The 26,547-nt window shown below is 48.7% G+C and carries 22 protein-coding genes; 16 read left to right on the forward strand and 6 right to left on the reverse strand.

The features are described 5' to 3' along the window. Nucleotides 1-2 precede the first annotated feature (2 nt). From SHEWANA3_RS16010 to SHEWANA3_RS16045, 7 genes are all read left to right on the forward strand, one after another. Nucleotides 3-1,409 carry an FAD-dependent oxidoreductase gene (locus SHEWANA3_RS16010; protein WP_011717895.1) on the forward strand — a complete coding sequence of 469 codons (1,407 nt, stop codon included), beginning with the start codon at nucleotides 3-5 and terminating at the stop codon, nucleotides 1,407-1,409. Nucleotides 1,410-1,656: 247 nt separating this feature from the next. Further along, a complete protein-coding gene (locus tag SHEWANA3_RS16020) occupies nucleotides 1,657-2,367 on the forward strand; it encodes a 5'-methylthioadenosine/adenosylhomocysteine nucleosidase (RefSeq protein ID WP_011717896.1) in 711 nt (236 codons plus the stop codon). 31 nt (nucleotides 2,368-2,398) lie between these two features. Then, nucleotides 2,399-3,388 carry a cobalamin biosynthesis protein gene (locus SHEWANA3_RS16025; protein ID WP_011717897.1) on the forward strand — a complete coding sequence of 330 codons (990 nt, stop codon included), beginning with the start codon at nucleotides 2,399-2,401 and terminating at the stop codon, nucleotides 3,386-3,388. 55 nt (nucleotides 3,389-3,443) lie between these two features. Next, a complete protein-coding gene (locus tag SHEWANA3_RS16030) occupies nucleotides 3,444-3,821 on the forward strand; it encodes a DUF2721 domain-containing protein (RefSeq protein WP_011623626.1) in 378 nt (125 codons plus the stop codon). Continuing rightward, nucleotides 3,818-4,444 (forward strand): trimeric intracellular cation channel family protein, encoded by a 627-nt coding sequence (locus SHEWANA3_RS16035; RefSeq protein WP_011717898.1) that lies wholly within the window; start codon nucleotides 3,818-3,820, stop codon nucleotides 4,442-4,444. The genes SHEWANA3_RS16030 and SHEWANA3_RS16035 overlap by 4 nt, the downstream gene beginning before the upstream one ends. A gap of 1 nt (nucleotide 4,445) precedes the next feature. After that, the gene (locus SHEWANA3_RS16040; protein ID WP_011717899.1) at nucleotides 4,446-4,937 is read left to right on the forward strand and encodes a nuclear transport factor 2 family protein; all 492 of its coding nucleotides are present in this window, start codon (nucleotides 4,446-4,448) and stop codon (nucleotides 4,935-4,937) included. Nucleotides 4,938-5,059: 122 nt separating this feature from the next. After that, complete coding sequence (locus SHEWANA3_RS16045; protein ID WP_011717900.1) at nucleotides 5,060-5,488, forward strand: hypothetical protein; 429 nt, start codon at nucleotides 5,060-5,062, stop codon at nucleotides 5,486-5,488. 158 nt (nucleotides 5,489-5,646) lie between these two features. On the opposite strand, the gene tyrS is transcribed toward SHEWANA3_RS16045, so the two are convergent. Then, nucleotides 5,647-6,843: a tyrosine--tRNA ligase gene (gene tyrS, locus SHEWANA3_RS16050; RefSeq protein ID WP_011717901.1), complete on the reverse strand. Its 1,197-nt coding sequence runs from the start codon at nucleotides 6,841-6,843 to the stop codon at nucleotides 5,647-5,649. A gap of 127 nt (nucleotides 6,844-6,970) precedes the next feature. Here tyrS and SHEWANA3_RS16055 point away from each other — a divergent pair, with 127 nt between their 5' ends. After that, nucleotides 6,971-8,371 carry a peptidoglycan DD-metalloendopeptidase family protein gene (locus SHEWANA3_RS16055; RefSeq protein ID WP_011717902.1) on the forward strand — a complete coding sequence of 467 codons (1,401 nt, stop codon included), beginning with the start codon at nucleotides 6,971-6,973 and terminating at the stop codon, nucleotides 8,369-8,371. 20 nt (nucleotides 8,372-8,391) lie between these two features. Further along, on the forward strand, nucleotides 8,392-9,501 hold the full coding sequence (locus SHEWANA3_RS16060; protein ID WP_011717903.1) for an anhydro-N-acetylmuramic acid kinase: 1,110 nt from the start codon (nucleotides 8,392-8,394) through the stop codon (nucleotides 9,499-9,501). A 9-nt stretch (nucleotides 9,502-9,510) separates the two neighbouring features. Here the strand turns inward: SHEWANA3_RS16060 and SHEWANA3_RS16065 are convergent, their stop codons facing one another. Further along, entirely contained in the window at nucleotides 9,511-11,661 is a 2,151-nt protein-coding gene (locus SHEWANA3_RS16065; protein ID WP_011717904.1) for a winged helix-turn-helix domain-containing protein, read from the reverse strand. Between the two features lie 309 nt (nucleotides 11,662-11,970). Here SHEWANA3_RS16065 and SHEWANA3_RS16070 point away from each other — a divergent pair, with 309 nt between their 5' ends. Then, nucleotides 11,971-14,379, forward strand: a complete 2,409-nt coding sequence (locus SHEWANA3_RS16070; RefSeq protein ID WP_011717905.1) for a prolyl oligopeptidase family serine peptidase — start codon at nucleotides 11,971-11,973, stop codon at nucleotides 14,377-14,379. Nucleotides 14,380-14,857: 478 nt separating this feature from the next. On the opposite strand, the gene SHEWANA3_RS16075 is transcribed toward SHEWANA3_RS16070, so the two are convergent. Beyond that, nucleotides 14,858-17,881 (reverse strand): TonB-dependent receptor, encoded by a 3,024-nt coding sequence (locus SHEWANA3_RS16075; protein ID WP_011717906.1) that lies wholly within the window; start codon nucleotides 17,879-17,881, stop codon nucleotides 14,858-14,860. A 686-nt stretch (nucleotides 17,882-18,567) separates the two neighbouring features. On the opposite strand from SHEWANA3_RS16075, the gene aqpZ reads away from it, so the two are divergent. The 3 genes from aqpZ to SHEWANA3_RS16090 all read left to right on the forward strand — a co-directional run bounded on the left by aqpZ (nucleotide 18,568) and on the right by SHEWANA3_RS16090 (nucleotide 20,274). Further along, nucleotides 18,568-19,263 carry an aquaporin Z gene (aqpZ, locus tag SHEWANA3_RS16080; RefSeq protein ID WP_011717907.1) on the forward strand — a complete coding sequence of 232 codons (696 nt, stop codon included), beginning with the start codon at nucleotides 18,568-18,570 and terminating at the stop codon, nucleotides 19,261-19,263. A gap of 155 nt (nucleotides 19,264-19,418) precedes the next feature. After that, complete coding sequence (locus SHEWANA3_RS16085) at nucleotides 19,419-19,799, forward strand: DUF2750 domain-containing protein (RefSeq protein WP_011717908.1); 381 nt, start codon at nucleotides 19,419-19,421, stop codon at nucleotides 19,797-19,799. A gap of 19 nt (nucleotides 19,800-19,818) precedes the next feature. Continuing rightward, nucleotides 19,819-20,274: a hypothetical protein gene (locus SHEWANA3_RS16090; RefSeq protein ID WP_011717909.1), complete on the forward strand. Its 456-nt coding sequence runs from the start codon at nucleotides 19,819-19,821 to the stop codon at nucleotides 20,272-20,274. 127 nt (nucleotides 20,275-20,401) lie between these two features. Here the strand turns inward: SHEWANA3_RS16090 and erpA are convergent, their stop codons facing one another. Beyond that, a complete protein-coding gene (gene erpA, locus SHEWANA3_RS16095; protein WP_011623639.1) occupies nucleotides 20,402-20,752 on the reverse strand; it encodes an iron-sulfur cluster insertion protein ErpA in 351 nt (116 codons plus the stop codon). Next, nucleotides 20,745-21,551, reverse strand: a complete 807-nt coding sequence (locus tag SHEWANA3_RS16100) for a DUF6776 family protein (protein WP_011717910.1) — start codon at nucleotides 21,549-21,551, stop codon at nucleotides 20,745-20,747. Before SHEWANA3_RS16100 ends, erpA begins: the two co-directional genes overlap by 8 nt. A 74-nt stretch (nucleotides 21,552-21,625) precedes the next feature. Between SHEWANA3_RS16100 and SHEWANA3_RS16105 the strand changes: the two genes are divergently transcribed. The 3 genes from SHEWANA3_RS16105 to hemL all read left to right on the forward strand — a co-directional run bounded on the left by SHEWANA3_RS16105 (nucleotide 21,626) and on the right by hemL (nucleotide 25,881). Beyond that, the gene (locus SHEWANA3_RS16105; protein WP_011626912.1) at nucleotides 21,626-23,350 is read left to right on the forward strand and encodes a chloride channel protein; all 1,725 of its coding nucleotides are present in this window, start codon (nucleotides 21,626-21,628) and stop codon (nucleotides 23,348-23,350) included. 191 nt (nucleotides 23,351-23,541) lie between these two features. Next, nucleotides 23,542-24,561 carry an aspartate carbamoyltransferase gene (locus SHEWANA3_RS16110; protein ID WP_011717911.1) on the forward strand — a complete coding sequence of 340 codons (1,020 nt, stop codon included), beginning with the start codon at nucleotides 23,542-23,544 and terminating at the stop codon, nucleotides 24,559-24,561. 27 nt (nucleotides 24,562-24,588) lie between these two features. Continuing rightward, nucleotides 24,589-25,881, forward strand: a complete 1,293-nt coding sequence (gene hemL, locus SHEWANA3_RS16115) for a glutamate-1-semialdehyde 2,1-aminomutase (RefSeq protein ID WP_011717912.1) — start codon at nucleotides 24,589-24,591, stop codon at nucleotides 25,879-25,881. A gap of 86 nt (nucleotides 25,882-25,967) precedes the next feature. On the opposite strand, the gene SHEWANA3_RS16120 is transcribed toward hemL, so the two are convergent. Further along, nucleotides 25,968-26,165: a hypothetical protein gene (locus tag SHEWANA3_RS16120; protein ID WP_011717913.1), complete on the reverse strand. Its 198-nt coding sequence runs from the start codon at nucleotides 26,163-26,165 to the stop codon at nucleotides 25,968-25,970. Nucleotides 26,166-26,547 lie beyond the last annotated feature (382 nt).

Genomic DNA, 26,547 nt, shown 5'->3' on the forward strand with positions numbered 1-26,547 from the left:
AGATGAGTAACGATTTTCAATTTATTGAAGTGGGTCGCAAAGACCCAACTAAACACCCTGCAGCAAAGCGTTCGACTCAGTTTATTGAGATTTATCAGCCCTTTGCTCAAGCTCAGGTGACTGAACAGGCGGACCGTTGTCTCGATTGCGGTAACCCTTATTGTGAGTGGAAATGCCCGCTGCACAACTATATTCCCAACTGGCTGAAACTGGCGCAGCAGGGGCGAATTATGGAAGCGGCGGATTTGGTCCATGAGACTAATACCCTGCCCGAGATCTGCGGCCGCGTCTGCCCACAGGACAGACTCTGTGAAGGTGCTTGTACCCTAAACGCCGACTTTGGTGCCGTGACTATCGGTAATGTGGAGAAGTACATTACCGATACCGCCATCGCCCAAGGCTGGCGTCCTGATATGAGCAAGGTCACGCCACGCAAGGAAAAGGTCGCGATTGTGGGCGCTGGCCCTGCTGGTTTAGGCTGTGCCGATATTCTTGCCCGTAATGGGATTAAGGCTGTGGTGTTTGATAAGTATCCCCAGATTGGTGGCCTGCTGACCTACGGTATTCCGGCTTTTAAACTGGATAAAGCCGTGATGGCGACTCGCCGCACTGTGTTAGAAGGCATGGGCATCGAGTTCAAGCTGGGCGTCACTGTCGGTAAAGACGTCGCCTTTAACCAACTGCTAGAGGAATACGATGCAGTCTTCCTCGGCATGGGAACCTACACCGCCATGAAAGCGGGCCTTGAGGGCGAAGATGCCCAAGGCGTGTACCAAGCCCTGCCCTACTTGATTGGCAATACCCATCACCTGATGGGCAGCAGTAATCCTGACACCCCTTACCTGAATCTTGCCGGTAAGCGCGTGGTGGTCTTAGGTGGCGGTGATACCGCCATGGACTGTGTCCGCACCGCCGTGCGCCAAGGGGCCAGCAGTGTAATTTGTGCCTATCGCCGTGACGAAGCCAACATGCCTGGTTCACGCCGCGAGGTGCAAAACGCCCGTGAAGAGGGCGTGAACTTCCTGTTTAACCGTCAACCCGTGGCGATTAAAACCCAGGATGGCAAAGTAGTGGGCGTGGAATGCGTTGAAACCCAAATGGGTAAAGCCGATGCCAGCGGCCGTCAACGTGCCGAAGCGATTGAAGGCAGCGAGCAGTTACTCGACGCCGATGCGGTGATTATCGCCTTCGGTTTCCAACCTAGCCCTGCGCCTTGGTTTGCCGATTACGGCATTGAACTAGACCAATGGGGCCGAGTAAAAGCCAGTAAACAGGCCGATAACCCATTCCAAACCACCAATCCAAAGGTATTTGCTGGCGGTGATATGGTCCGAGGTTCGGATCTGGTTGTGACCGCGATTGCCGAAGGACGTGATGCCGCACAAGGTATTCTTAACTACTTAGATTAATTGTTTTTTGTTGTACCGCTGTACCTGTGAGTCTCGGACTCGTACCCACGAGTCCACCATTTGCTTGTGAATTTTGGCGCACCTTAGGGTGCGCATTTTTTTTATCTTCCGCGCATTTAATCCTATCCCAATCAAGCAATCGCAATCCCACAATAACGCCAAAGCATAACTGTGGTATATTAGCCGCCATTCTGTTATCCCACGCTTTAGTGGCATCACACATTCAGTAGAATCAAAAGGGTCTCCCATGAAAATTGGTATTATTGGCGCAATGGAGCCAGAAGTTGCCCATCTTATTGCGGCTATGACAAACGCCTCTTCACAAACGATTGCGGGCATTGAATTTATCGCAGGCACCTTAGCTGGCAAAGACGTCGTAGTGACACGCTCAGGTATTGGCAAAGTCGCCGCCAGTATAGCCACCACACTGCTGATTGAGAAATACGCCCCCGATGCGGTAATCAACACAGGTTCTGCGGGCGGTTTTGCCGATTCACTGTCGATTGGTGATATCGTGATTTCATCCGAAGTGCGCCACCACGATGTGGATGTGACCGCATTTGGTTACGAAATTGGCCAAATGGCGCAGCAACCTGCGGCGTTTATCCCAGCGCCATACTTAGTCGAAGCCGCCAATAAGGCCATCGCACAATTAGGTGAAGTGAAAGCGATTGAAGGCTTAATCTGTACGGGCGATAGCTTTATTTGCGACCCAGTACGTACCAAAACCATGTTGGAGCACTTCCCAACCATGGCGGCCTGTGAGATGGAGGGTGCGGCAATTGCCCAAGTGTGTCACCAGTTTGGCGTGCCATTCGTAGTGATCCGCTCGCTCTCTGACAACGCCAACAACGACTCTCCGGTCGACTTCGATTCTTACATTGTGAAGGCAGGCTACCATTCGGCACTGATGGTGATGTTGCTGCTTGAGCAATTAGATCCAAATTCAGTAAAGTAATTGACTAAAGCATGATTGCGGAAAGTACCTGATGCACAGTTCTTTTTATCAACAACTTGTCGAAATTGATGGCGCTTTGTTTGAGGGCTTCTTGGTACTTTTCTTTGCTTTATTGCTGGCGCGTTTAGCGCCATTGCCAAGGGAAATGCAGCCGCTAATTTGGTTTAGTCACTTAGCCAAACAGCTCGCCGCCAAAGTCAATCGCCCTGGGCGCGCGCCCAGCCAACAGGCAACCGCCGGCTTTTTAGCCATGTTGCTGCTAGTGTTTCCCTTCTGGGCAATTATCACCTTTTTACTCGAGCTCGCCGCTTTCCCTTGGTTCTTCGAATTTTTAGTTCTGTATCTGTGTTTGACGGATGCAGGCTTTAGCCAAGTCGCCGACGAAATCGCTAAAGCATTGAAGCGCGAGGACAATGCCAGCGCAAAAAAGCTATTACAGCCGTGGATTGTCCGTGATACGGATAATCTATCGGAAGTCGGCTTAACCAAGGCCACGATAGAAAAGCTCGCTACCGCGCCGATTTATGGCACGGCATCGACCATCTTCTTCTTTGCGATCGCAGGCGCCCCTATGGTGCTGGCGGTCAGAATGATTAAACAGCTCGAACTCAGTTGGCCGCCCATTCAACCTAAGTACCAGCACTTTTGCAGTTCGGTGCACGTTATTTCTACGACGCTGCTGGCAATCCCCGCTTGGTTATGGAGCCTGTCGATTGCGATTCAAGGCGGCCCCAAGGCCTTAGCATTGCTGTTTCGCACCTCTAAAAATCATCCAGCCCTGCGTGGTTATGTGATGAGTGTGTCCTTAGTGGCGAATATTTTACGCATTGAATTGGGTGGACCCCAGAAGTTTTCGGGGCAACGCATTGATGTGGCTAAGATAGTCTATGGCCCACAGCCGCACCAAGAGATGATTGCCCCCGCAGTAAAACTCGCCTCACGGGCCTGCGCTATCTGGTTTAGCTTTATTACCTTACTTCCGATCATTTGGGCGGGTTTACGCTGGCTACAAACCCTGTGATATGATGCCTTTAATCTTAACATTAGGTTAAAGGCTGACTATCTTGTTCGAAAACATGCATGTTTCATTAACAACTCCCGCCTTGCTATTTCCGGCAATCTCACTGCTATTACTAGCCTATACCAACCGCTTCTTTGCGCTGGCGGCGCTGATCCGTCAGCTCAGTAACGGCGACAAACCCGTGCATAAGGATCAGATTAAAAACTTAAGCCAGCGGATCCGGATTATTCGCCGCATGCAGGAGGCGGGCGTATCCAGCTTTGCCCTGTGTGTGCTCTGTATGATTTTCATCTATATCGGTTTTAATAAGACGGGCTCGGTGATCTTCGGTGCCAGCTTGTTACTGCTGCTCTATTCACTGATTTTATCTGTGATAGAAATTCGTATCTCTGTGGACGCGCTGAACATCCACATCAAAGAGATGAGTAAATGAGCCACTGGATTTACTTCTTCGATTTATGTGGCACGGCGGTATTTGCCCTTTCTGGCGCCTTAGCCGCTGGGCGTCACCGTATGGACCCCTTTGGCGTTATCGTGCTCGCGTCGGTAACAGCTGTGGGTGGTGGCAGTATTCGCGATGCGCTGATAGGCGCCACGCCGGTGTTTTGGATCCGCGACCCTAACTACATCATAGTGATACTCGCCACAGTCCTAGCTTGTTTGCTGTTAGTGCGCCGCCCCCGCAAGATGCCGCAATACACGCTACCTGTCGCCGACGCCTTAGGTTTGGCCCTATTCACAGTGATTGGTGCTGAAAAAGCCCTCAATATGGGACTCAGTGGCATGATTGCCGTCGTGATGGGCTTGATCACGGGCGTAGGAGGAGGCATTATTCGAGACTTACTGTGCAGACAAATCCCTATGGTGTTACGCACAGAAATCTATGCCACGGCGTCGATTGTTGGCGGCATAGGTTATACCGTAAGCCTTGCCTACGGGATGGGCGAAAAAACGGCACTATTTTTAGCCATGACCAGTGCCTTAATCATTCGCCTATGCGCCATCAAATGGCATTTGTCGTTACCCGCCTTTGATCTCAAAACCAAGAGGGAATAGTTTGCGAATATTGTGTCTTTTAGTCTGTCTTATTTGGGTTCCGGCTTTGTTTCCTGCGTCTGTACACGCTAACTCAGGGGAAATGCCAGCAGAACAGCAGTTAGCCGTAAAATACATGAACGCGCTAACCGAGCACGACTATCAAACACTCGGCAAATTCTATAACCGTGATACCGTCTTCTTCGATAAAACCGCCAATCGTAAATACACGGGTGGGCGGTTTATTATCGATTTCCTCGAGCGCGCCCACGAGGGTGTGCTCGAATATGATTTCAATATCGAGCATATGTATAACGCAGGCTCCCTCGTGGTGATGATTGGTAACTATCACTTTAAGGGACCCGGCGAGCAGTTTGGTAAACCCGGAAAAATTATTGATGTCGCCATTCCTGGGGTCACCAGTCTTAAGCTCGATATGCGTAATCACAGGGTCACAGAGCATGTGGATCTGATTGATTACCAGACCATGTCAGACCAATTAGCGATGCAGTAGTCACAAAATTTAGCTTTTGTTGAAACTTGAGCCCTCAAAACGAGTCGAAACCTACAATGAGTCAATACGACTGAGGTGCGGCATTCTTTGCCCACGGGTCGTTTCGTTTCAATGAGGTTTGTATGAAGTTGTTTGGACTGATTGCCCTACTCGCCCTGAATGGCCTAATGCTCGCGCCCCATGCACAGGCGCAGCAGCCGATTATTGTGTCCTACGCGGTGCAACCCGTAAGCCATTTCAACCAGCAACTGCGGGCCGCTCAAGAGCAACATCAAGCCTGGAGCGAAGATCCCACCGCCATCAGCAGCCAATATGCGGGTAAAAAGTTTACCCTTGTCCGCACTCAGCCCACCAAAAATGGCGTGTTTACCTATCAAGTGAGTGAGTTGTCGCAGCAGCACCCACAAATGCTGTTAATTCTGTCGCTTAAGAAAAGTGCCCAGCGCTGGCAAGTGGATTCCGCCCAGCTGGCGTGGAAGTGTCGTGATGGTCAGCATTTCGGTACCGACAGATGCAATATTGGCGAGCATGAGGCCAGCACTGCACCTTAGACAAGGTATTTTAAAAACAGCACTTTAAACGATTGCCTAGATAAAAGGCAGAAGTAAAAAGAGCGCCCTTAGGCGCTCTTTTTTACTTGCTTGGTAAGTACTTATTAACCGTCTTAAGCACTCACAAGCGGTACTCACATGGTGACATCCGATTCGGCTTAAACCAGAGTCACTTTCGCGAACTTACGCTTACCGACTTGGAATACGGCAACCGTACCAGCGCTTAAGGTCATACGGCTATCATCAACCTTCTCACCGTCCATCTTCACCGCGCCTTGCTTGATCATACGCATCGCATCGGAAGTCGAACCCACTAAGTCGGCATCTTTAAGTAAGTTAGCAATCGCTAAGCCTTCACCCGCCGCTAATTCAACCTCAGGGATATCATCTGGGATAGCACCCTTTTGGAAACGGTCGATAAAGGCTTGATGGGCACTCTCGGCCGCCGCTTGGTCGTGGAAGCGCGCGATGATTTCCTTCGCAAGGGCAATCTTGGTATCACGGGGGTTAGCACCGTTGGCGATATCTTGTTTGAACTGTTCAATCTCGGCCAAAGGACGGAATGACAGCAACTCAAAGTAGCGCCACATTAATTCGTCAGAAATTGACATGATCTTGCCAAACATTTCATTGGTGGGCTCACTCACACCAATGTAGTTGTGCGCCGATTTAGACATTTTCTTCACGCCGTCTAAACCTTCAAGCAGTGGCATCATAATCACGGCTTGTGGCTTTTGGCCTTCGGCTTTTTGTAACTCACGGCCCATCAACAGGTTGAACTTCTGATCGGTTCCGCCTAATTCAACGTCGGCCTTCAGAGCTACTGAGTCATAACCCTGTAGCAGTGGATACATAAATTCGTGGATAGCGATCGACTGACCCGAAGCATAACGCTTCTTAAAGTCGTCACGTTCCATCATACGGGCAACGGTTTGCTGCGAGGCTAAACGGATCATCCCTGCTGCGCCTAATGGCTCTAACCAGCTCGAGTTGAACTCGATACGGGTTTTGGCAGGATCCAAAATTTTATAGACCTGCTCTTTATAGGTCTCGGCGTTGGCTAATACTTGCTCACGGGTGAGAGGTGGACGTGTACTGTTTTTACCACTTGGATCACCCACCATACCGGTAAAGTCACCAATTAAGAAAATGACTTCATGACCTAACTCTTGGAATAATCTTAATTTATTTAAAATTACTGTGTGTCCAAGATGGATATCCGGTGCGGTAGGATCAGCGCCTAACTTGATACGAAGTGGACGTCCTTCTTTGAGTTTTTCCAGCAGATCCGATTCGAGTAGGATCTCATCGGTACCACGTCTAATTTCTGCTAATACTTGGTCTAAATCAGCCATCTCGGCGGGGACTCCTAAGGCCATGATCATAAAATGAGGAGACTTATGTTACTTGTTAGCCACCACAATTGAAAGTGTGTACACTAACGGGATTATTCAAGCCTTAGGTAATCGGTATCGGCGTCACATGGGAAAGGTTATAACGTTATTTAAATTGTTGCCTAAAAAGCATCAAATTCTCCTCAGCATTCTTTCTGTTATCACTACGATAACCCTGCTCTTTCCCTCTGAAGAAGCACAAGCTTCAAGACAAACTCAAGGTGTCGCAGACCAAGCTCAAGTCAATACTCGTTACGATGTTCCTTTAGCCTTTCGCTCACCAGAGCGTCCAGAAGGGGTTGAGGGCCAATCGCAAGATGCATCCACCAACGCCACGCCGTTATCTTCGGCCGATGCCTTAGCCGCAGGCAATGTGCCCGCCAGCGAAACCTTAGAGAGCGCCCACCATAGGGACGTTGAACATTTTAATGTGAAAAATGGCGATACCTTAGCCGCAGTATTTGAGCGTGCGGGACTCACCAGCAAAGATGTGTATGAAATTACCCAGTTGCCGCTCGCCAAACAAAATCTGTTAAAAATCATCCCCGGCGAAGAAATTGTGATTTCGAAGGATGCCAAGGGCGATTTAACCGAAGTGCGCTACCGTGTCGATGCGGTATCGACCTTAGTGATCACTAAGGATCAGGATAAGTATTCCGAGAAAATCTCCGAAAAAGACATTGAAATCCGCACCCAATTCACCAGTGCGAAAATCAAGAGTAACTTCTGGAATGCCGCCGTCGATGCGGGTTTAAACGCGAACCAAATTATGCAACTCTCGACCGTGTTTGGCTGGGATATCGACTTTGCCTTGGATTTACGTGAAGGCGACAGCTTCGCCATTATCTACGAGCAGGAGTATGCCGAAGGCGAGTTTTTACGTAACGGCAATATCCTCGCCGCCGAGTTTATCAACCAAGATGAGCGCTACACCGCGATTCGCTATACCGATGGCAACTATTACTCCGAAAACGGCACTAGCATGCGTAAGGCCTTCCTGCGCTCACCGGTTGACTTTAAATACGTCAGCTCAAACTTCAACCCGAAACGCCTACACCCTGTAACCGGGCAAGTTAAGGCCCACCGCGGCGTTGACTATGTTGCCGCCATTGGCACCCCCATTAAGGCGGCGGGCAATGGCCGAGTTGTCGAATCCGGCTACAATCAATTTAACGGTAACTATGTGTTCATCAAGCACAACGATACCTACACGACTAAGTATTTGCATTTGACCAAACGCAACGTCAGTAAAGGGGCCAGCGTTAAGCAGGGGCAAATTATCGGCACCTTAGGTAAGACAGGACGCGTCACTGGCGCTCACTTACACTATGAATTTATCGTCAATGGCGTACACCGTAATCCAAGAACGGTTGATTTGCCTAAGGCCGAATCGATTGCCCGTAAAGAAAAGCCACAATTCGATGCGCTTAGCAAACAGTTGATGGCCAGTATTTCACAGAACAAGCAAACCCAATTGGCGATGCAATAACGACGGACGGATCCCCTCACATGAACAAGGCTTATTATATTGGACTGATGTCTGGCACCAGCATGGACGGCGTCGATGCGGTATTAGTCGACTTTGCGGGTGAGCAGCCACAGCTTATCGCGACGCATACCGAGGCGATCCCGAGCCATTTGCTTAAGGGATTGCAGCGTTTATGCCTGCCTGGCAATGATGAAATCAACCGCCTTGGGCGCCTTGACCGCAGTGTCGGTAAATTATTTGCCCTCGCCGTCAATAACTTGCTCGCCAAAGCCCAGATAGCCAAAGAAGACATCATTGCCATTGGTAGCCATGGCCAAACCGTGCGCCACATGCCAAACCTTGAGGTGGGTTTTACCCTGCAAATTGGCGATCCCAACACCATAGCAACCGAGACGGGCATCGATGTGATTGCCGATTTTCGTCGTAAAGACATTGCCTTAGGTGGCCAAGGCGCGCCCTTAGTACCCGCCTTCCACCAGCAAACCTTTGCCCAAGTCGGTAAAAAGCGCGTGATCCTCAATATTGGCGGCATTGCCAACATCACCTATCTGACGGGGAATCGTGAAGAGGTCTTAGGCTTCGATACTGGGCCAGGCAATACGCTGATTGATGCCTGGATCCAGCAAGTGAAAAATGAGCCCTACGACAAAGACGGTGAATGGGCCGCTTCGGGCAAAACCGACCAACAGCTACTGGCGCAGTTGCTGTCGCACCCATATTTTTCCCTCGCCTATCCCAAGAGTACGGGGCGCGAGTTGTTTAATCAGGCTTGGTTAGAGCAGCAATTATCACAGTTTAATCAATTGGATGAAGAGGATATTCAATCGACTTTACTCGATTTAACCTGCCACAGTATCGCCCGCGATATCCTTAAACTCGCCCCTGTGGGAGAGTTATTTGTCTGCGGTGGCGGCGCCTTTAATAGCGAGTTAATGCAGCGCTTAGCGGCGCTACTGCCGGATTATCACATCGATACCACCTCTGCACTGGGCGTCGACCCTAAATGGGCCGAAGGCATCGCCTTTGCGTGGCTCGCAATGCGCCACCATTTAGGTTTGCCCGCCAACCTGCCTGCGGTGACAGGCGCCTCCCGCGAAGCCGTATTAGGCGGACGCTTTAGCGCTAAGTAAAGCTCAAACCTACTGAAGCAGTTTGTGTTTAAGTAAGATGATATCCCGCTGCGGAAAACCATCGAGCGTCATCACTAAGCGGTTTGACTCCGGAATATAGGTCATGGAGCCAAACCCGCTTAGGCTCGAGCGGGGCACCCTAAGGAGTGGCGTGACTTGCTGGCTGCTCGCCTCCCAGTAATTCAATCGCTGCTCATTGCCATTACTGGATTTGAAATACACCCCGTCCGCCGTCATTGCCCAATTATTGCCAGACCGAAACACTTTGCTGGAAATGAGCTGTGTTACCTCTTCAGGCTGCGCGAGATTAATCAACCAGAGTCCATTCACCCCGTAACGACTAAACACCAATTCAGTTGCCGACTTGGCAAACCCCACCGCCATACTCAGAGGGCTTATCACCTTGGGCGCACTGTTATCTAAATAAAACTCGGTGATACCGTCGCTAGTCGATGCGAATACCGCAGTACCCTGCCAATTCCAGCTGGGGCGACCATGGTTGTGATAACTCGAGGCTAAGGCGGTAATGTTCTTATTGGTTAAATCTAAAATAAAAATGCGATTGCCTTCATTGCGATCATCGGGGGCGATAAAGGCAATTTTAGAACCGTCGGGTGACCAACGCGGGTAAGCGACACGCGACTTAAGCTGAGTGTGTTGCTCTAGTTTTTGCCCCTTGATATCCGAGGTCCAAATCTCGTTATAGCCAGTATCGCTGGAGACAAAAACGATTCGACCCGCCTCTGGGGAATAATGGGGATTACGATGGCTAATACCGGAATACAGCAGCGGAAACAAACTGCCCGGCACTTTATCCCCGAGGGAAAAATACGCCATTTGGAATTGCCGGCGATACTGGTGATAAACCAACTCGCCCTCATCGGATACGCTACTCGGATAACTCATACCTTCGACATCGAGTGGCCGAATATGGGCCGTTTCGATATCGATAGTAAAACCATTGCGACTACCAGAGTCTTCCGTGGCAAACACTAACGCCTGACTGTTCGGCGTCCAGCTCAAGCCGCGAATATCTTCTAGTCCTTGGGTTAAGCGTTTTTCATTGGCATTGGCTAAGTCGCGAATAAAAATATCCTCAGAGATATTACTAAAGCGCCTCGCTATCGCGAGCCATTTACCATCGGGGCTAAAGGCTAAATCTCTATCTTCATAATTACACTGGCTTTCGCAGGATAATCTTTCAGCCGTAGCGTCCGCTTTGGCTAAAGTTAAGCGGTAAATACCTCCCACTTTATCCGCCTCGTGGGAGGAGATATAAGCAAGATATTGACCATCGGGGGAAATATCTATCGCCGCCATATCCGTGCTACAGGGCGCCAGAGCTAACATCTCATTGGTCGCTAAAGTCAATTGGGTAATGGTGCACTTTCCCGTCGCGTGGCTGCGGGAGGCAAAAAACAACTTGGTATCATCTAAGCTCCACACAGCACGCAGCTCAACCGATGTTGAAGGGGTTAACTGACGGGCGGGAACATCTTCACGTTTAAAATCTTTAAGATAGAGGCTAGATGTCACCCCAGGACGACTCGCGCCATACACAAGCCAACGCCTATCGTGGGATAACCTTGGATAACGCTCCGAACCCGGATCTCGAGTCAGCACCGTCATTTGGGTATCCGTCATCCGCTGTTTATCTTGATATAAATGCATACCAATAAATAAGCTACTGACAACAGCCACGGCCCCCAGCACCATCGCCATTAAACGCAGACGCTGATTGGCATGTTGCAATTTAGTCTCAGTGGTCTGCCGTAAATCTTCTTCGGTATCGTCGAGTTGATCGTAGATAGGCGGTAACAACAATCGATAGCCAGCCTTACGCACTGTCTCAATCACGCCACCATCCACGTCTAGAGGCAATAATTGCTGCCGTAAATGCCAAATCGCGTTGGTGAGTGCCTTAGTGCCGACGTAGGCATTGCCTTCCCACACTTGAGTAATCAACTCATCGCGGGTAACCACATGAGGATAACGCAGGGCAAGATAGCTAAGCACTTCAATAAACTTAGGTTGAAGCGACACTTTAGCGGATTCATTTGAGGAGGTTTCATCCCCCTGCGTTTGAAATAAAATTGAGTTATCGGAAGGGTCAATACGGCAACTCCCCAAGTAAAAACCCAACTTACTCTTATCCTTCATTTTTCTCACACCTTCGCTATTCGTCTTTTTATGGTTAGGGTAATGAGTACATCGTGTGGCTAAATACTACCTAAGACTTAACAAAGATGACAATCCAATGTTTTAAACTAACTATATAAAATTCAAAATATTAGCTAATTAAAAATCTAAAATAGAGATTTAAACAATATAGAAACGAGCCGGGATAGATTGCGATACGGCAACAGATTACTTACAACTGATTGACCAATAACAACATAAGAGTCAAAGCCTTACTCCTGCGGTTAACTCATCTCAGCAGGGGTAATTTACTTTACTAGGAACCCAAGTATGCTTCGCTTAACCTTGATCGGCATCTGGACTATGCTATGCCTGATTTTTATCCCCAACGCCTTAGCGCAGGACTACCAGAAACCTTCCCCCGCACTGCAACAAACCATTGCACATAACGCGGCTCTCACAACTAGACTCTCAAACGATCATCAGTGGCTGGCATTACTTAGCCCAATTGCAGCGCCGAGCATTGCCACGCTGGCCCAGCCAGAGCAGAAGTTGGCAGGATTACGTATCGCCGCCGAGCAATATTTACCGAGCCGTATCACCCAGCGCTACCACCAACTCAAGCTGATTAGTATTCAGGACAATCGGCAGCGGCTGATAAGCTTGCCCGGTGGCCATGATATCACCGAGCTGCAATTTTCCCCCGACAGTCGCTACCTCTCCTATGTCAGCCTAACGCCAGAGGGTGGTTACTTATATGTTTACGACATCGCTCAAAACCGCCACAAGCGCCTGTCAGACAACCGATTAAATGGCACGATTAGCCTTGATTATCAATGGGCTAACAATAACAGCCTGCTTGCTCGCTTTGTCATAGCCTCCAATACCAACGCAAGCATGGCTCCTACCCTTTACGCACCGAAAACCAAAGAAACCTCGGGCAAACAAAGCCCGCAGCGCACCTATCAAGACTTATTGAAAACCAGCGCTGACAAACAACGCTTTAGCCAACTGACGACCAGTCAACTGGCCCTTGTGGATATGGATGGCAAGCTGACAAATATCGCTGCGCCGGGCATCTTTGAGGATTTTTCGCTGTCGCCAGATGGTCAATATATCTTAACCCATCAGCTCACTACACCCTTCTCAACCCAAGTAAAGTATTATGATTTTCCAATCTTAACAGAGATTTATAATCTTGATGGTCAACGCATTACGCAACTGCACCAAAGCCAGAGTGGAGAATCTAAGCCCCAAGGAAGAGACTCAGTTTTACCCGGCCCTCGCATGTTCCATTGGGTTCAAGGGCAAGGCGCAACCTTAGCCTTTACTGAGGCTTTAGATCAGGGCGATAGCCAGCAAGAGGCGCCGCTACGGGATAGCCTATGGCAACTCGATGCCCCCTTTACCCAAAAGGCCAAACTCATCGCCAAAACCCCTTGGCGGATCATCGATATCGACTGGGCAGAAAATAACATCGCCTTAGTGAGCCAGCGCAATAGCAAAGCACAGTTACTGCGACTGAGTCGCCTAGACCCTCATCTTGGGGAAAGTTCGTTGTATACCTTGAACGAGCGAAATCTACGCGATAAATATCAAGAGCTTGGAAAATTCCCCAGAGAATATACCCAAGGCAAAGGGCTAGTGATCCGCGTGCAGCAAGCACAAACCGCAGGGGTTATTCACAACGGCCAAGGGGCATCGCCTCAAGGCGATAAGCCATTTTTAAAACGCACCTCACTCGCCACAGGAGAATCCTCACTGTTATGGCAATCTGCAACCAACCAATTAGAATCGGTGCGCTATGTGCTCAATCTTGAGCCCTTACAACTGATTATCAACCGTGAAAGTCCGACTGAAGCCCCAAGCCTCGTGTTAATCGATGGCGCCAAAGAACGTGTGCTCTACCAACAGGCCGATGAATTGAGTGCGTATCGGGGGATGCGGAAGCAGCTGATCACCTACAAAAGAGCCGATGGCGTGCCCCTGTCAGGCACTCTCTACTTACCCGCTAATTACACCAAGGAGCAAGGTACCTTACCCGTATTGATGTGGGCTTATCCACGGGAATTTAACGATCCCGATGTCGCGGGCCAAATCAGCTTTAGCGCCAACCAATATCCCAGCATCAGCCCAAGGGGCCCGATCCCATTAGTTGCTGAAGGCTTTGCGGTGTTTGATAAAGTCTCTATGCCTATCATCGCTCAAGGGGATAAAGAACCCAATGACAGCTTTCGCGAGCAACTCGTTGCCAACGCACAGGCGGCTGTCGATACCTTGGTCGATTTAGGCATTGCCGATCGCAAACAAATCGCCGTGGGTGGACACTCCTACGGGGCCTTTATGGTGGCGAACTTGCTCGCCCATACGGATTTGTTCTATGCAGGCATTGCCCGTAGCGGTGCTTATAATCGCAGTCTAACGCCTTTTGGCTTTCAAAATGAGGAGCGTTACTACTGGCAAGCCAATGATATTTACCAGCAAATGTCACCATTTAATTATGCCGATAACATCAAATCCCCCTTGCTATTAGTTCACGGAGAGATGGATCAAAATTCAGGCACTTTCCCACTGCAATCTGAGCGACTATTTGATGCCATTCAAGGCCTTGGCGGTAAAGCAAGATTAGTTATCCTGCCCTTTGAAGGACACGGTTATGCGGCTAAGGAATCCCTCGAACACTTGCTCTGGGAACAAAGCCAGTTTTTAAAAGCAAATCTGCCGTCCACGAACCTGTAAAAATCAGCGCTTTGCATTCCACAAGAACACATCCATCAGATGATTGGCGGCACAATAAGCAGCCAATCGCTTAACAAGTTACTGCTATCACTTATCCCTAAACGCTGTGTTTATTCAGTATTTAAGCGAGTATCTCTCTATCTCTCCCCCTCACTTATAAGCCGAAGCTTTACCTCTTTAGCCTTTGTCTCTTTGGCCTTTTTACGATTCCCCGTTAGCCGACTTACTTCAAGTCAGCACTCATTCAAGCTCTGGCTGAAAGAGTTAACGTTAAGCGCTTCTCTACAGAGGAAGTTTCAAAGGTCTGTGTCAGCCTATCCCATTGAAGGCTTGGTGCTTGTGCCGAAACTATTACGACGAACCTATTGCGACAAACCTATTGATGTGAATATCTTGCGGATATTGGCAATAAAAAACCGCATGCAGGGAGCCACATGCGGTTGAACAAACTTAAGTGATTAGTATCAGTTCAACGATATTAGAACTTAAGCTCTGCACCTAGGTAGGCATAGCGTCCAACACCACCGCCATAGGCGCTGCTGTAGTTACCATTACCCGTTTCGACTAAATCACCAGTATCAGCCACCCAAGGCCCCTGATTGTCGAAAATATTGCGCACACCGCCATATAAACGTAATTCAGCCTGACTCACGTCCATAGTGTAAGACACCGACAAATCGTGGGTGATATACGAGCTGTAGAATAGGAATGCGGGCGTTTCGGGATTAGCCACCGCACTGGCATCGCCAGCATCAAGTTTGGCTTGGTTTTCGGCCCTCAGCACGTTCCACTCTTCAACTCTATCGTGGCTATCAACCATGGCGCTCTTATACTTAGCGCTCCAACGAACACGCCAATCATCATTGCTCCAGGTTAATGAAATTGCGCCTCTGTCCTCAAAAATTCCGCTGGCAAGCTCACCCACATAGTCATCTTCAACTAAACCATCGGCGCCGTAGTAGCTAGTGCTAAATTCCAACACATGGGTCCAGTTAGTTTTTAAGCTGAGTTCACCGTATCCGTCTAACTGCCACTCGTAGGCCATGGCGATATCAACACCACGGGTGACAATGTCATTCAGGTTCTGTTCCTGTTGGATAACCTGAGTGATTTGCCCTTCAGTATCACGGCTGATGACCTGACAGTACTCGTTATCGGCACCATAAGGATTACTCGAGTTATAACATTCGGCCAGAATATCCTCGTTGCTTAATGAACCAATGGCATCGGTGACTTTAATATCGTAATAATCAACCGCCAGATTAAAGCCTTCGAGGAAGGCTGGCGCCATAGTAAAGCCTAAGGTATAGGTATCCGCAGTTTCCTCGGTGAGGTTTTCGTTACCAGCGTTCGGCGAATATTTAGAACCACCTTCATCCTCAAAGACACCGTTAGTCGCAATTGCGGCTGCAATACCAGGATCTTGGCGGCAACTATCATGCCCAGCCCCAGTTGAGGTTGCAGTTACCCCATCACAAATATCGCGAATACTGTCGTAATCTCCACGGGGTGGAGAAATCAGTTCTGTAATATTGGGCGCACGTTGTGAGCGAGAGTAGTTAGCACGTAGGGCATAGTTGGCAATAGGCTCCCACAGGATACCCGCGCGATAGCTAGACATTAAGTCGATGTTTTTCTGGCTGTAATCCGCTAAACGCAATGACACGTCTAGGTCGAGCTTATTAGCAAAAGCCTCATCCCTTAACAAAGGAAGATTCGCTTCACCAAAGGCTTCCCATACGGTTACATCCCCTTCAAAGGGCGGCACGTCGTTAAAGGTAATCGCATCACCACGCATCGCTTTATCGGTATCGACGGCTTGAGTATCACGGCGATATTCGACCCCGAATGCTGACTGCACGCCACCAGCGGGTAATTCAAACAATTCACCCGAGATAAATCCTAGGGCATTAAATTGCGTGATATCCGTGTTGATATAAGGATTGGCGCGGATATAGTCCGCCCCTTCCTTACTGATTGAACCTTCACCAAAGATATTGACGGGAACACAGCCCTCGGCTCTAGCCTCTTCACTGGCACATTGGATTGTCACACCATCGTCGGCGTATTCAGCATCCAGAGCATATTGCAGACGACGAATACTGATCTCATTGCTGCGGCGCTGACGCTGTTCAAACTTACCGTAACCCAGTGAGGCATCCCAGGTCCAAGTTTCAAATAGGTTGCCCTGCAATCCCGCCCAAGTCCGCAAAGTGGTGCGCTCGTTATCGCTCTCAACGGGGCCAACCTCTTGGAAGCGGCGATCCCAAGTGATGCTCTTGCCAGCTGTCGCGGCAATTTCGGCTGGCACATAAGGATTGTTTGGAGAAATACTGCCCGCAGCAATAGTACCAGGGAGACCCGTCACAGGGTCGATATAGAGTTCAGCGTCGTTATAGTCTTGGCCTTCGGCATCGGTACGACGAAACGCATTATTGCGGCTAAACTGCACTTGCACATTTGCGCGCACATCGTCGCTGAGGTCATAATTCATTTTGACCGCAGCGGCTAAGGTATCCTCAGGGACCTTTAAGAGACCCGTGGTGTAACCGTTATAGCCATCACGCTCTTCTTTAAAGTCGGTTTTAAGCTCGGTGCCATCGTACCACCAAGAGTTTGATTTAAAGCGGCCACCGACGATGTCATTACTGCGCTCGCGCCAGTCGTCTCGGGTAATATCGCGCATACACTGGTCGCCATCGACCGTGTTCATGGCATTACACATTTGCTTTGCATCATAGGCAAAACTTGACTCATACAGGGCTCTTTCCCTGTCGGTCGCAAATAAGCCATGTTGTTTATCGTAAGTCGCACTGGCGAAGATATAACCTTTATCGCCATTAAAATCAGTGCCATAACCTACATCGACTGTGGTTTCACGACCACCACCTTCGGTGGTTTCACCGCCACGGGCGTTAATCTCAAAGCCCGTCTTGTTCTGCTGGGTAATAATATTCACCACCCCAGCAATCGCATCGGAACCATAGACAGCCGACGCCCCGCCGGTAATGATTTCGACCTTATCGACCATAGCGGCTGGAATGGTGCTTAAGCTGACATAGTTACCGCTGTAACTGTTTGATACTACGCGGCGACCATCGATCAAGGTCAGGGTGCGATCTGTGCCTAAGTCACGTAAATCAATGGTTGAAAGACCCGTATTTTGCACGCTCGATTGACTATTTGTACTGCTAACGCCTTCCGACAACGCTGGAATTTGATCAACTAAAATATCCGCTAATGAGCCAATACCGCTATCGGCGATATCTTTCGCATCTAACCCCTGCAATGGAGTGCTAAGGGAAAAGCTGTCGCGTTTAATCCGCGAGCCCGTGACTGTGACTTTTTCGATGCTTTCTTGCTTATCCGCTACCTCGACTTCAACGCGATTAGCGCTCTCATTTACCGCACTCACTTCAATCGAATCGGCAGCCCAAGCTACCGAAGGAGCAATACCAAACATCGAAGCTTGGATTGCCAAGGTTAATAATTTCTTCTTCATCCTTCCCACCTTCACTTTTACAGCGCAAGCCATTCTTGTTGTTATTTGGAGCTGTTACTTCATCCGGCTAACCGTGTTTTCTTATTCATGTTCATCAAGTTCTTTGAATATGAGGTAGCAACACCACAAAAACACAATTAACATTTCAGCAACCAAAACCTTGTACTTTGCCGAGTGAAGAGCGGCAATCATCTGTCCCTCGTTTCTTTCCCCGTTTTATATCTATTAAATATCTATTTATTTATTTTCAATACATTAAAGAAAAGCAAAGAGAATAAATCGACTATTGAAAATGCTAAAAATCTTTGCGTGGCGGCTAGCGTTCCACTGCATTCTTACCGAACATAGGCACGATAAGACGTAACAAAACAGCGGAGACGATGCCTAAAAATGCTTTAAATAGCACCAATGACAGTCGTTCAAAAATGCACAATATGAAAACCCATCTATGCTTGATCACAGTTGTGTCATCTAAACTCGCTAAAGTGATTGTTAACTAAGCAGTAAATGCACAACCTCACTCACTGTGAAGGCCAACTCGTGCCTGCACACTCTGGGCGCGCAAACATATCAATTAAGGGAATGGTTATTTATCTAGCTCAACTTAACCAGCAAGATAAACAAGGGTTTATGCAAAGAGCGCGAAGCGTATGTCCGCATAAATCGTCTGAATAGGAAATCAATCAATGAATATGTCACAAAAAATGGCGGCAGAATTTTTGGGCACTCTGTGGCTCGTTCTCGGCGGCTGCGGCAGCGCAGTGCTGGCGGCAGCCTTTCCGGAAGTTGGGATCGGTTTACTCGGGGTGGCGTTAGCCTTTGGTTTAACGGTTCTGACCATGGCATTCGCCATTGGCCATATTTCGGGCTGCCACTTAAACCCCGCCGTATCCTTTGGGCTCTGGGCTGGCGGACGTTTTCCAGCCTCGGAACTGCTGCCTTATATCATTGCCCAAGTGGCGGGTGGTATTGTCGGCGCGGGTGTATTGTACGCCATCGCCTCAGGGCAAGAAGGTTTTAGTCTTGCGGCAGGCTTTGCTTCTAACGGCTTTGGCGAACATTCCCCCGGCGGTTACAGCATGATGTCGGTGCTAATCTGCGAAATCGTGATGACCTTGTTCTTCTTATTGGTGATTTTAGGTGCGACCGACGAGCGCGCACCTAAAGGCTTTGCGCCGATTGCGATTGGTCTGTGTTTAACCCTTATACACTTGATCAGCATTCCCGTGTCAAACACCTCGGTCAATCCGGCTCGCAGTACCGGCCCAGCGCTGTTTGTTGGCGATTGGGCTGTATCACAACTGTGGATATTCTGGGTCGCTCCTATCGTAGGTGCGATTCTCGCCGGTATGATTTACCGTTATTTCAAGGCTGCTGAGTAATTCCCCGCTAGCAACAGCGCCTTCGCGGCGTTGTTGTGCTTTTTCAAACCCCGCTCTAATGTTACCATCTTGCCAACTGGTGAGTTTTGCTGTGCTGACGCTATACATGAGTAGCACAACAGGTTTCGCCCTATTCACGCATAAGAGATATTTTCATGAGCAAGACTGTTAAAACCTTTGCAGAAGCCGCTGGCATGACTCCAGAAGGTCGTTACGATTACCTCGTCGAACAAGTTAAACAACACAAAGTGTTATGGACGCTACAGGACCAAGATGGTTGCGTCATGCTGACCACTGAAGATGAAGATTGCATCCCAATGTGGCCAACCGAAGAAGCGGCCGAGTCATGGGCAGTCGATGACTGGAGTGACTGCCAAACCTTAGCGATTCCCTATGATGAATGGCATGAAAGATGGGTGCCTGGCATGGAAGAAGACGATCTGTTTGTGGCCGTATTCCCTGTGCAAGATGACTTAGGTGTGGTCATTCCACCCTATGAATTAGATCAACGTTTAGTCACTAAACAAAGCCACTAATCCATAAGGGCAAACCACAATGTCGCTGAACGAGCAAGAATCCTCTTTGGCAACACAGGCTACGCCGCCCTTGGCTAAAGCCCGTTTACCTAAACGCTTAATTGCTTTGCTGCTACTCTATGTCGCAGCATCGGTAAGCGGCTTAATTGCTAAACAAGGGGTACTTTTCTGCCTGTTAACCCTATTGATGGTGCTCGGGATTATCGGTCGCCAAAAGGCTGGGTTGATTATGTTAAGGGGTTACACCTTAGTGCAATTGGCGCTAGTCAGCATGTTACCTGTGATCCTTTATGATCCTGACAACCTAGTCGCAGGGCCAACCACAGTGCACCTTGGCGAGTGGCAAGAAAAGCTGCCCGATTACGTGATTTTTATCGTGTTGATTGCCTTATCTTTATTGCAGGTATGGGTGGCATTCGATAAGAAAGTGAAGGCTTGGTTTAAACCTAAGCTTAATCTGAATATTATGAATTAACTCCAAAGCAACGCGCTTACGCCTTGCTTTGCCAATCCTAGCAATACAGGAAAGACCAACAAAAAAAGCCGTCATCTCGACGGCTTTTTTATCTTCTATATCAGTTCACTACATTCGTAGAACAAACTTACACAGAGAAACTTGCGCCACAACCACAAGTCGTTGTCGCATTCGGGTTTTTCACAAAGAAACGCGAACCTTCGAGGCCAGAAGTGTAATCCACTTCACCGCCAACGAGGTATTGTAAGCTCATGGGATCGACGACCAATTGGACGCCTTGCTTCTCAACGGTGAAGTCGCCTTCGTTGACCTTTTCATCAAAGGTAAAGCCGTACTGAAATCCAGAACAACCACCACCCGTCACGTACACACGTAGTTTAAGTGCAGGATTTTGCTCTTCTTCCAACAAGCCCTTTACCTTAGCGGCTGCCGCATCGGTAAATTTGATAGGCATTGCTGCGTCAGCTTGATCAGTCATTACTACCTCTTACATCAGTTTTCTGGGGCAAATTATCCGTTACCTGACTATTTTGTTCAAGTATTACCCGCGGTTCTTTTTCACCCTGTAATAACTCAGGGACACTATAGACATGTTCTGTCTGCGAATTTTTGGTCCAGCGGCTCGAAGGCACCACCACTTTGACTTTGACCTGCACCACATTAAACCCTGCAGGCACTGTAACTTTGGTATCTATGACCTGAAAATAGCGAAAATCAAACTCGAGCTTAGAACCCGTGAGTTTGTTCACACTTAACTCAACGGATTTTCCGTCTTGCACACCAATGAGGGTGATTTCGGTACGACCTTGAATCGCCTGCTTACGTTTTTGCAGCTGAGTTAAAATCAACTTGAAATTATACTCATCCGCCAGGGCGCCCGGCGTCATTTCTAAGCCGTGAATGGCCACCCCTTCGGCATTGTCATCCGGCGACATAATACTGCGATAAAAGGCTAATTCGTGCTCTAGCTCTTTTTGTTTCTTCATCTGCTGTGCAAACATATCTTGCATTTGCGCATTGGCTTCGCGCTCGACAGATAATTCTAAATTGCGGGTCGCGAGTTCCTGGGTTTGTGCCTCAAGTTCGGCGGTAACACGTTGCAGCTTACCGCCGCCAATATGCTTTACGACGGGCTCGTCACTGTTGAGCACAATAAAGCTCACCCAAGCCCCTAATAGAAATGCCACTAAGACTAACGACAATAAATACTTGGTCGATGGACGATACTTTAAATCCATGACTTGCAGCCGATCTAGCCAACGATGATAATTTGGCATTAGGTAACAGCCCCTTATATAAAATACAATCAACTCAAGAACGAGTTCGATACAATACAACTCAGGCCAATGCAGTGCAATTAACGATAAATAAAGCCGCGATTCAAGACGCCATCAGCACAGCTAAAAAGTACTTAACTAACGAGCTGCGCGATCATTTATCCCAAGCCAAGATCAGTGCGCAGTTGTGCTTACTGGCCTTGCTATTCGCCATCTTCGCCTCCTGCGTGATCCTGTTGTTTCGACTCTTGCTCCTGTGGGCGAACCATTACACCCAAATCGAGACGCTGGATTTTACGGGTAACATCGCCGACTGGCGAGCCCTGTTGCCACTTTTTGGCGCCTTGTTGATCTGGATTGTCGCCAAACTCGGCTCCAAACGTTACAAGCGCATGGGGATTGCCTATGTATTACATAGGGTTAAATTGCACTATGGCAAAATTCCACTGCAATCTGCCGCAGGGCAATTTTTTCAGGCGCTGTTTGCCTTAGGCACCAATTTCTCGGTAGGACGCGAAGGTCCCGCCATTCACCTCGGCGCCGTAAGTGCCAGTGTTTTAGCCGAAAAATTTAATCTTCCCGACAATAGTGTGCGCATAATGTGCGCCAGCGGCATTGCAGCAGGGATTGCGGCCACCTTTAACGCCCCGCTCGCGGCAGTGATATTTGTACTCGAAGTGATAGTGCGCGAATACAAGGTGCATTACTTCTTCCCGATTATGCTGTCCGCGATTTGTGGTGCGGTTTCCAGCCAGTTGGTTTTTGGTAATGTGCACGAGTTTGACCGCATTCAGGTGATCCATATTCCATTAGATCACTATCCCATTTTAGCCTTGGGCGGCATTGCACTGGGCTGCGCCGCCGCCTTCTTCAACTACGCGCTCCTTAAAGTCACCGCCACAGGGCAAAACTGGCCACTGATTTATCGGCTATTACTGGCGGGCAGTATCACTACACTGATTGGTTTAATCTTGCCTCAAGCCCTCGGCACTGGGGATTTGGCCATCAGTGAAGCCATCAGCGAGCATCCTAGTTTATTGCTACTCATCGCCCTGCTTGCGGCCAAGATTATCGCCACCATAGCGGCAATCGGACTTGGGATCCCAGGCGGTTTGATTGGTCCACTCTACGGCATTGGCGCCTTGATCGGTGCCATCTTAGCTTTAGTTAGCGCCATTCTATTCCCTTCGATTGCACCTTACGTTGGCCTCTATACGGTTATCGGCATGACGGCGATGATGGGGGTTTGCCTCAGTGCGCCGCTCGCCGCCCTAGTAGCGCTACTTGAGATGACCAACGATGCCAGTATCATTCTGCCAGCGATGTTTGTGACTATTCCCGCCTTCTTAATTGCCTATCAAGGTTTTAAAACCAACTCTATTTTCTTCAAGCAGTTAGAGATTATGGGCTTAGGCTATAAAGTCGCCCCGGTGAATCTGGCGCTACAGAAAAAAGGCGTGCGCGCCCTGATGGATAAACGTTTTGTTATCGTCAACAACAACGACGAGCTGCTGCTCGAAGTGTTAAAACGCGCCGAAGGTCGCCCAGTGTTAGTGCGTAACGCCGATGGGGTGATTGAAATGCTCAGCCTCGAGATGCAATCCTACGATGACAACATCACCCTCTCACGCCATCCGATGCAGGGGCTGAGTGACACTAAAACCCTCGATGAGGTGTATAACTTGTTGTCGCCCAAACGCAGTGGTGAGGTATTTATCTACCAAGACACCCCAGACAATGTGGTAGGAGTGGTCAGTTGGTCGAACCTACAACAGGAAATTCGCTCCGGCCAAGTCTAAGTTCTGCAAAGATGGGCTTAGATTCACAAAATCCTGTATTAGCTGCTTAAAAAATCTATACGAAGGTGCGGCGACTATTTCGCTGCCCCTGTGCATCTGTTACAATCGCGCCTCAGCCACCCTACATATACACCAGGGCACAAAGCGCGACATTGCACTTTAACGCCCCCTAGCAATTGGAAAACAGGCTGATGAACCAGTTCGAAGGATCTCATATCCTCTCCGTAAACCAGTTAGATCTTGATTCAATCCAAACTATTTTTAATGTTGCCCATCGTATGATGCCCTATGCACTTCGTGAGAAGCGCACTAAGGTGCTCGAAGGCGCCATTTTAGGTAACCTGTTTTTCGAGCCTAGTACCCGTACCCGCGTGAGTTTTGGCTGTGCCTTTAACTTACTCGGCGGCCATGTGCGTGAGACCACAGGCATGGCCTCTTCGTCCTTATCTAAGGGTGAGTCACTGTACGATACCGCACGTGTACTCTCGACCTATTCCGATGTAATTGCGATGCGCCACCCCGACTCTTATTCGGTGAAAGAGTTTGCTGAAGGTAGCCGCGTGCCAGTAATCAACGGTGGTGATGGTTCGAACGAGCACCCGACCCAAGCCCTGCTCGATTTGTTCACCATTCAAAAAGAGTTAGGCCATGCTGGCCGCGGTATCGATGGCATGCATATCGCTATGGTCGGCGACTTAAAATTTGGTCGTACCGTGCATTCCCTGTCGCGCTTGCTGTGCATGTACAAGAACATCAGCTTCACACTGATTTCGCCAACTGAATTAGCAATGCCTGACTATGTGATCTCCGACATTGAAAATGCTGGCCATAGCATCAAAATAACAGACCAGCTTGAAGGCCACTTAGATAAAGCCGACATACTTTATCTGACCCGCATTCAAGAAGAGCGCTTCCCATCCCAGGAAGAAGCGAACAAATACCGCGGTAAATTCCGTTTGAATCGCAGTATTTATACCCAACATTGCAAATCTAACACTGTGATCATGCACCCGCTGCCACGGGATTCGCGTGCGCAAGCTAATGAGTTAGATAATGATTTGAACAGCCATCCTAATCTCGCTATCTTCAGACAGGCGGACAATGGACTGCTAATTCGTATGGCACTGTTTGCATTGACACTCGGGGTTGACTCGCAACTCGAAAAATATGAGTGTCCCGTTAATTGGTATTCACGTAAAGCCGATCGCTAAGTCGGCTACTTACTTTAAGGACTTAACATGACCCGTTCCGAAGCGCTATTTGAACAGGCTAAAAAAACCATCCCCGGCGGTGTTAACTCTCCGGTTCGTGCATTTAACGGTGTAGGTGGTTCGCCGCTGTTTATTGAAAAAGCTGATGGCGCTTATATTTACGATGCCGATGGTAAAGCGTATATCGACTATGTTGGCTCTTGGGGCCCGATGATCCTCGGCCACAACCATCCAAAGATCCGTGAAGCCGTATTAGCTGCGGTGCACAATGGTCTGTCTTTTGGTGCACCTACCGAGCTTGAAGTACAAATGGCTGAGAAAGTCATCGCCATGGTACCTTCTATAGAACAAGTACGTATGGTGAGTTCAGGCACTGAAGCCACCATGAGTGCGATTCGTTTAGCTCGCGGTTTTACCAATCGTGACAAGATCTTAAAGTTTGAAGGCTGCTACCACGGTCACGCAGACTGCCTATTAGTTAAAGCAGGTTCTGGTGCTTTGACCTTAGGCCAACCAAGCTCTCCAGGTATTCCTGAAGATTTCGCCAAGCACACCTTAACCGCTGTGTATAACGATCTCGATTCAGTTCGTAGCCTGTTTGAGCAATATCCAACTGAAATCTCTTGTATCATCATCGAGCCTGTCGCTGGCAACATGAACTGTATTCCACCTATCCCAGGCTTCCTCGAAGGTCTGCGTGCTATGTGTGATGAGTTTGGTGCGCTACTCATTATCGACGAAGTGATGACAGGTTTCCGTGTATCAAGAAGCGGTGCTCAAGGCCACTATGGCGTTACTCCTGACTTAACCACACTGGGTAAAGTGATTGGCGGCGGCATGCCTGTGGGTGCATTTGGCGGTCGTAAAGAGGTGATGCAGTTTATCGCTCCAACGGGTCCTGTGTACCAAGCGGGTACCCTGTCTGGTAACCCCATTGCGATGTCAGCGGGTCTAGCGCAAATGGAAGCCCTGTGTGAAGAAGGTCTATACGAAGCGCTAAGCGCGAAAACCAAACGTATCGCCGAAGGCTTTAAAGCGGCGGCCGACAAACACGGTATTCCAATGGCCATCAACTATGTCGGTGGCATGTTCGGCTTCTTCTTTACCGAGCAAGAGCAGATCACGCGCTTCGACCAAGTGACTAAGTGCAATATCGAACACTTCCGCACTTTCTATCACGGCATGTTAGATGAAGGGGTTTACTTAGCACCGAGCGCCTATGAAGCAGGCTTCCTGTCGATGGCCCATGGCGAAGAAGAACTGCGCCTCACGCTAGAAGCGGCTGACCGTGTATTAGGTCGTATGAAAGCGGCAATGTAAGCGATAGCTTAAAACACTAAGGGACGCATTTGCGTCCCTTTTTATTGCTTGGCGTTTGAACTGGCTATTGCGTGAGCCTGACTCCATCAATAGCTATCGGATCGTTTCGAGCCTAAAGCCGATTTAAATACCACCGCCGCGACTAAGACCTGTAAAGTCAAAGTAATATGGTCAACCATCAGGCTAGGATTATGTAATATTCCTAATGCGATCAGCTGCTTGCCACTATATGTTAACCACACTAATGAGCCTAATAACATCAGACTGCGGAGCACAAATGTCATTTTGCGTTATCCTTAAGATACAACATCCAGTGTCTTAACTACTAAAGTGGCACAAGATACAGCTCACTTTCTATCCAGTCAATATTTTGACTTGGTCATTTTTGTGACACAGCTAAAGAATCCCGCACTCAGCACCGTAAACAGCACAAAATCCGATCCTTCGCCTCTGTGACTGCATTTTCGTGCAATATTTCCTTCATAAAGAAAAATTAATTGCGGGATCGGCAAAATAACTGCTTAGACTTTAATCGTAGATCTTACTTTACAGTCCTTTGGCAATCTCAACTAAACAAGATAAAAAACTACACATTGAAAACTAAATAGTGTTTAACGCTAAAATCTAACCATTTTCACTGAGACCAATATCACAAAATGACGCAAA

It is taken from the genome of Shewanella sp. ANA-3, from assembly GCF_000203935.1.
Classification (GTDB): Bacteria; Pseudomonadota; Gammaproteobacteria; order Enterobacterales; family Shewanellaceae; genus Shewanella.

Coding starts and splice junctions, on each gene's coding strand:
- tyrS (WP_011717901.1), bottom strand. CDS start 6,843: ATGGCTGATTTAGACCAAGTATTAGCAGAAATTAGACGTGGTACCGAT.
- SHEWANA3_RS16070 (WP_011717905.1), top strand. CDS start 11,971: ATGCTTCGCTTAACCTTGATCGGCATCTGGACTATGCTATGCCTGATT.
- aqpZ (WP_011717907.1), top strand. CDS start 18,568: ATGAATATGTCACAAAAAATGGCGGCAGAATTTTTGGGCACTCTGTGG.
- SHEWANA3_RS16075 (WP_011717906.1), bottom strand. CDS start 17,881: ATGAAGAAGAAATTATTAACCTTGGCAATCCAAGCTTCGATGTTTGGT.
- SHEWANA3_RS16010 (WP_011717895.1), top strand. CDS start 3: ATGAGTAACGATTTTCAATTTATTGAAGTGGGTCGCAAAGACCCAACT.
- SHEWANA3_RS16055 (WP_011717902.1), top strand. CDS start 6,971: ATGGGAAAGGTTATAACGTTATTTAAATTGTTGCCTAAAAAGCATCAA.
- SHEWANA3_RS16020 (WP_011717896.1), top strand. CDS start 1,657: ATGAAAATTGGTATTATTGGCGCAATGGAGCCAGAAGTTGCCCATCTT.
- erpA (WP_011623639.1), bottom strand. CDS start 20,752: ATGACTGATCAAGCTGACGCAGCAATGCCTATCAAATTTACCGATGCG.
- SHEWANA3_RS16110 (WP_011717911.1), top strand. CDS start 23,542: ATGAACCAGTTCGAAGGATCTCATATCCTCTCCGTAAACCAGTTAGAT.
- SHEWANA3_RS16060 (WP_011717903.1), top strand. CDS start 8,392: ATGAACAAGGCTTATTATATTGGACTGATGTCTGGCACCAGCATGGAC.
- SHEWANA3_RS16085 (WP_011717908.1), top strand. CDS start 19,419: ATGAGCAAGACTGTTAAAACCTTTGCAGAAGCCGCTGGCATGACTCCA.
- SHEWANA3_RS16025 (WP_011717897.1), top strand. CDS start 2,399: ATGCACAGTTCTTTTTATCAACAACTTGTCGAAATTGATGGCGCTTTG.
- hemL (WP_011717912.1), top strand. CDS start 24,589: ATGACCCGTTCCGAAGCGCTATTTGAACAGGCTAAAAAAACCATCCCC.
- SHEWANA3_RS16120 (WP_011717913.1), bottom strand. CDS start 26,165: ATGACATTTGTGCTCCGCAGTCTGATGTTATTAGGCTCATTAGTGTGG.
- SHEWANA3_RS16045 (WP_011717900.1), top strand. CDS start 5,060: ATGAAGTTGTTTGGACTGATTGCCCTACTCGCCCTGAATGGCCTAATG.
- SHEWANA3_RS16100 (WP_011717910.1), bottom strand. CDS start 21,551: ATGCCAAATTATCATCGTTGGCTAGATCGGCTGCAAGTCATGGATTTA.
- SHEWANA3_RS16035 (WP_011717898.1), top strand. CDS start 3,818: ATGAGCCACTGGATTTACTTCTTCGATTTATGTGGCACGGCGGTATTT.
- SHEWANA3_RS16090 (WP_011717909.1), top strand. CDS start 19,819: ATGTCGCTGAACGAGCAAGAATCCTCTTTGGCAACACAGGCTACGCCG.
- SHEWANA3_RS16030 (WP_011623626.1), top strand. CDS start 3,444: ATGCATGTTTCATTAACAACTCCCGCCTTGCTATTTCCGGCAATCTCA.
- SHEWANA3_RS16065 (WP_011717904.1), bottom strand. CDS start 11,661: ATGAAGGATAAGAGTAAGTTGGGTTTTTACTTGGGGAGTTGCCGTATT.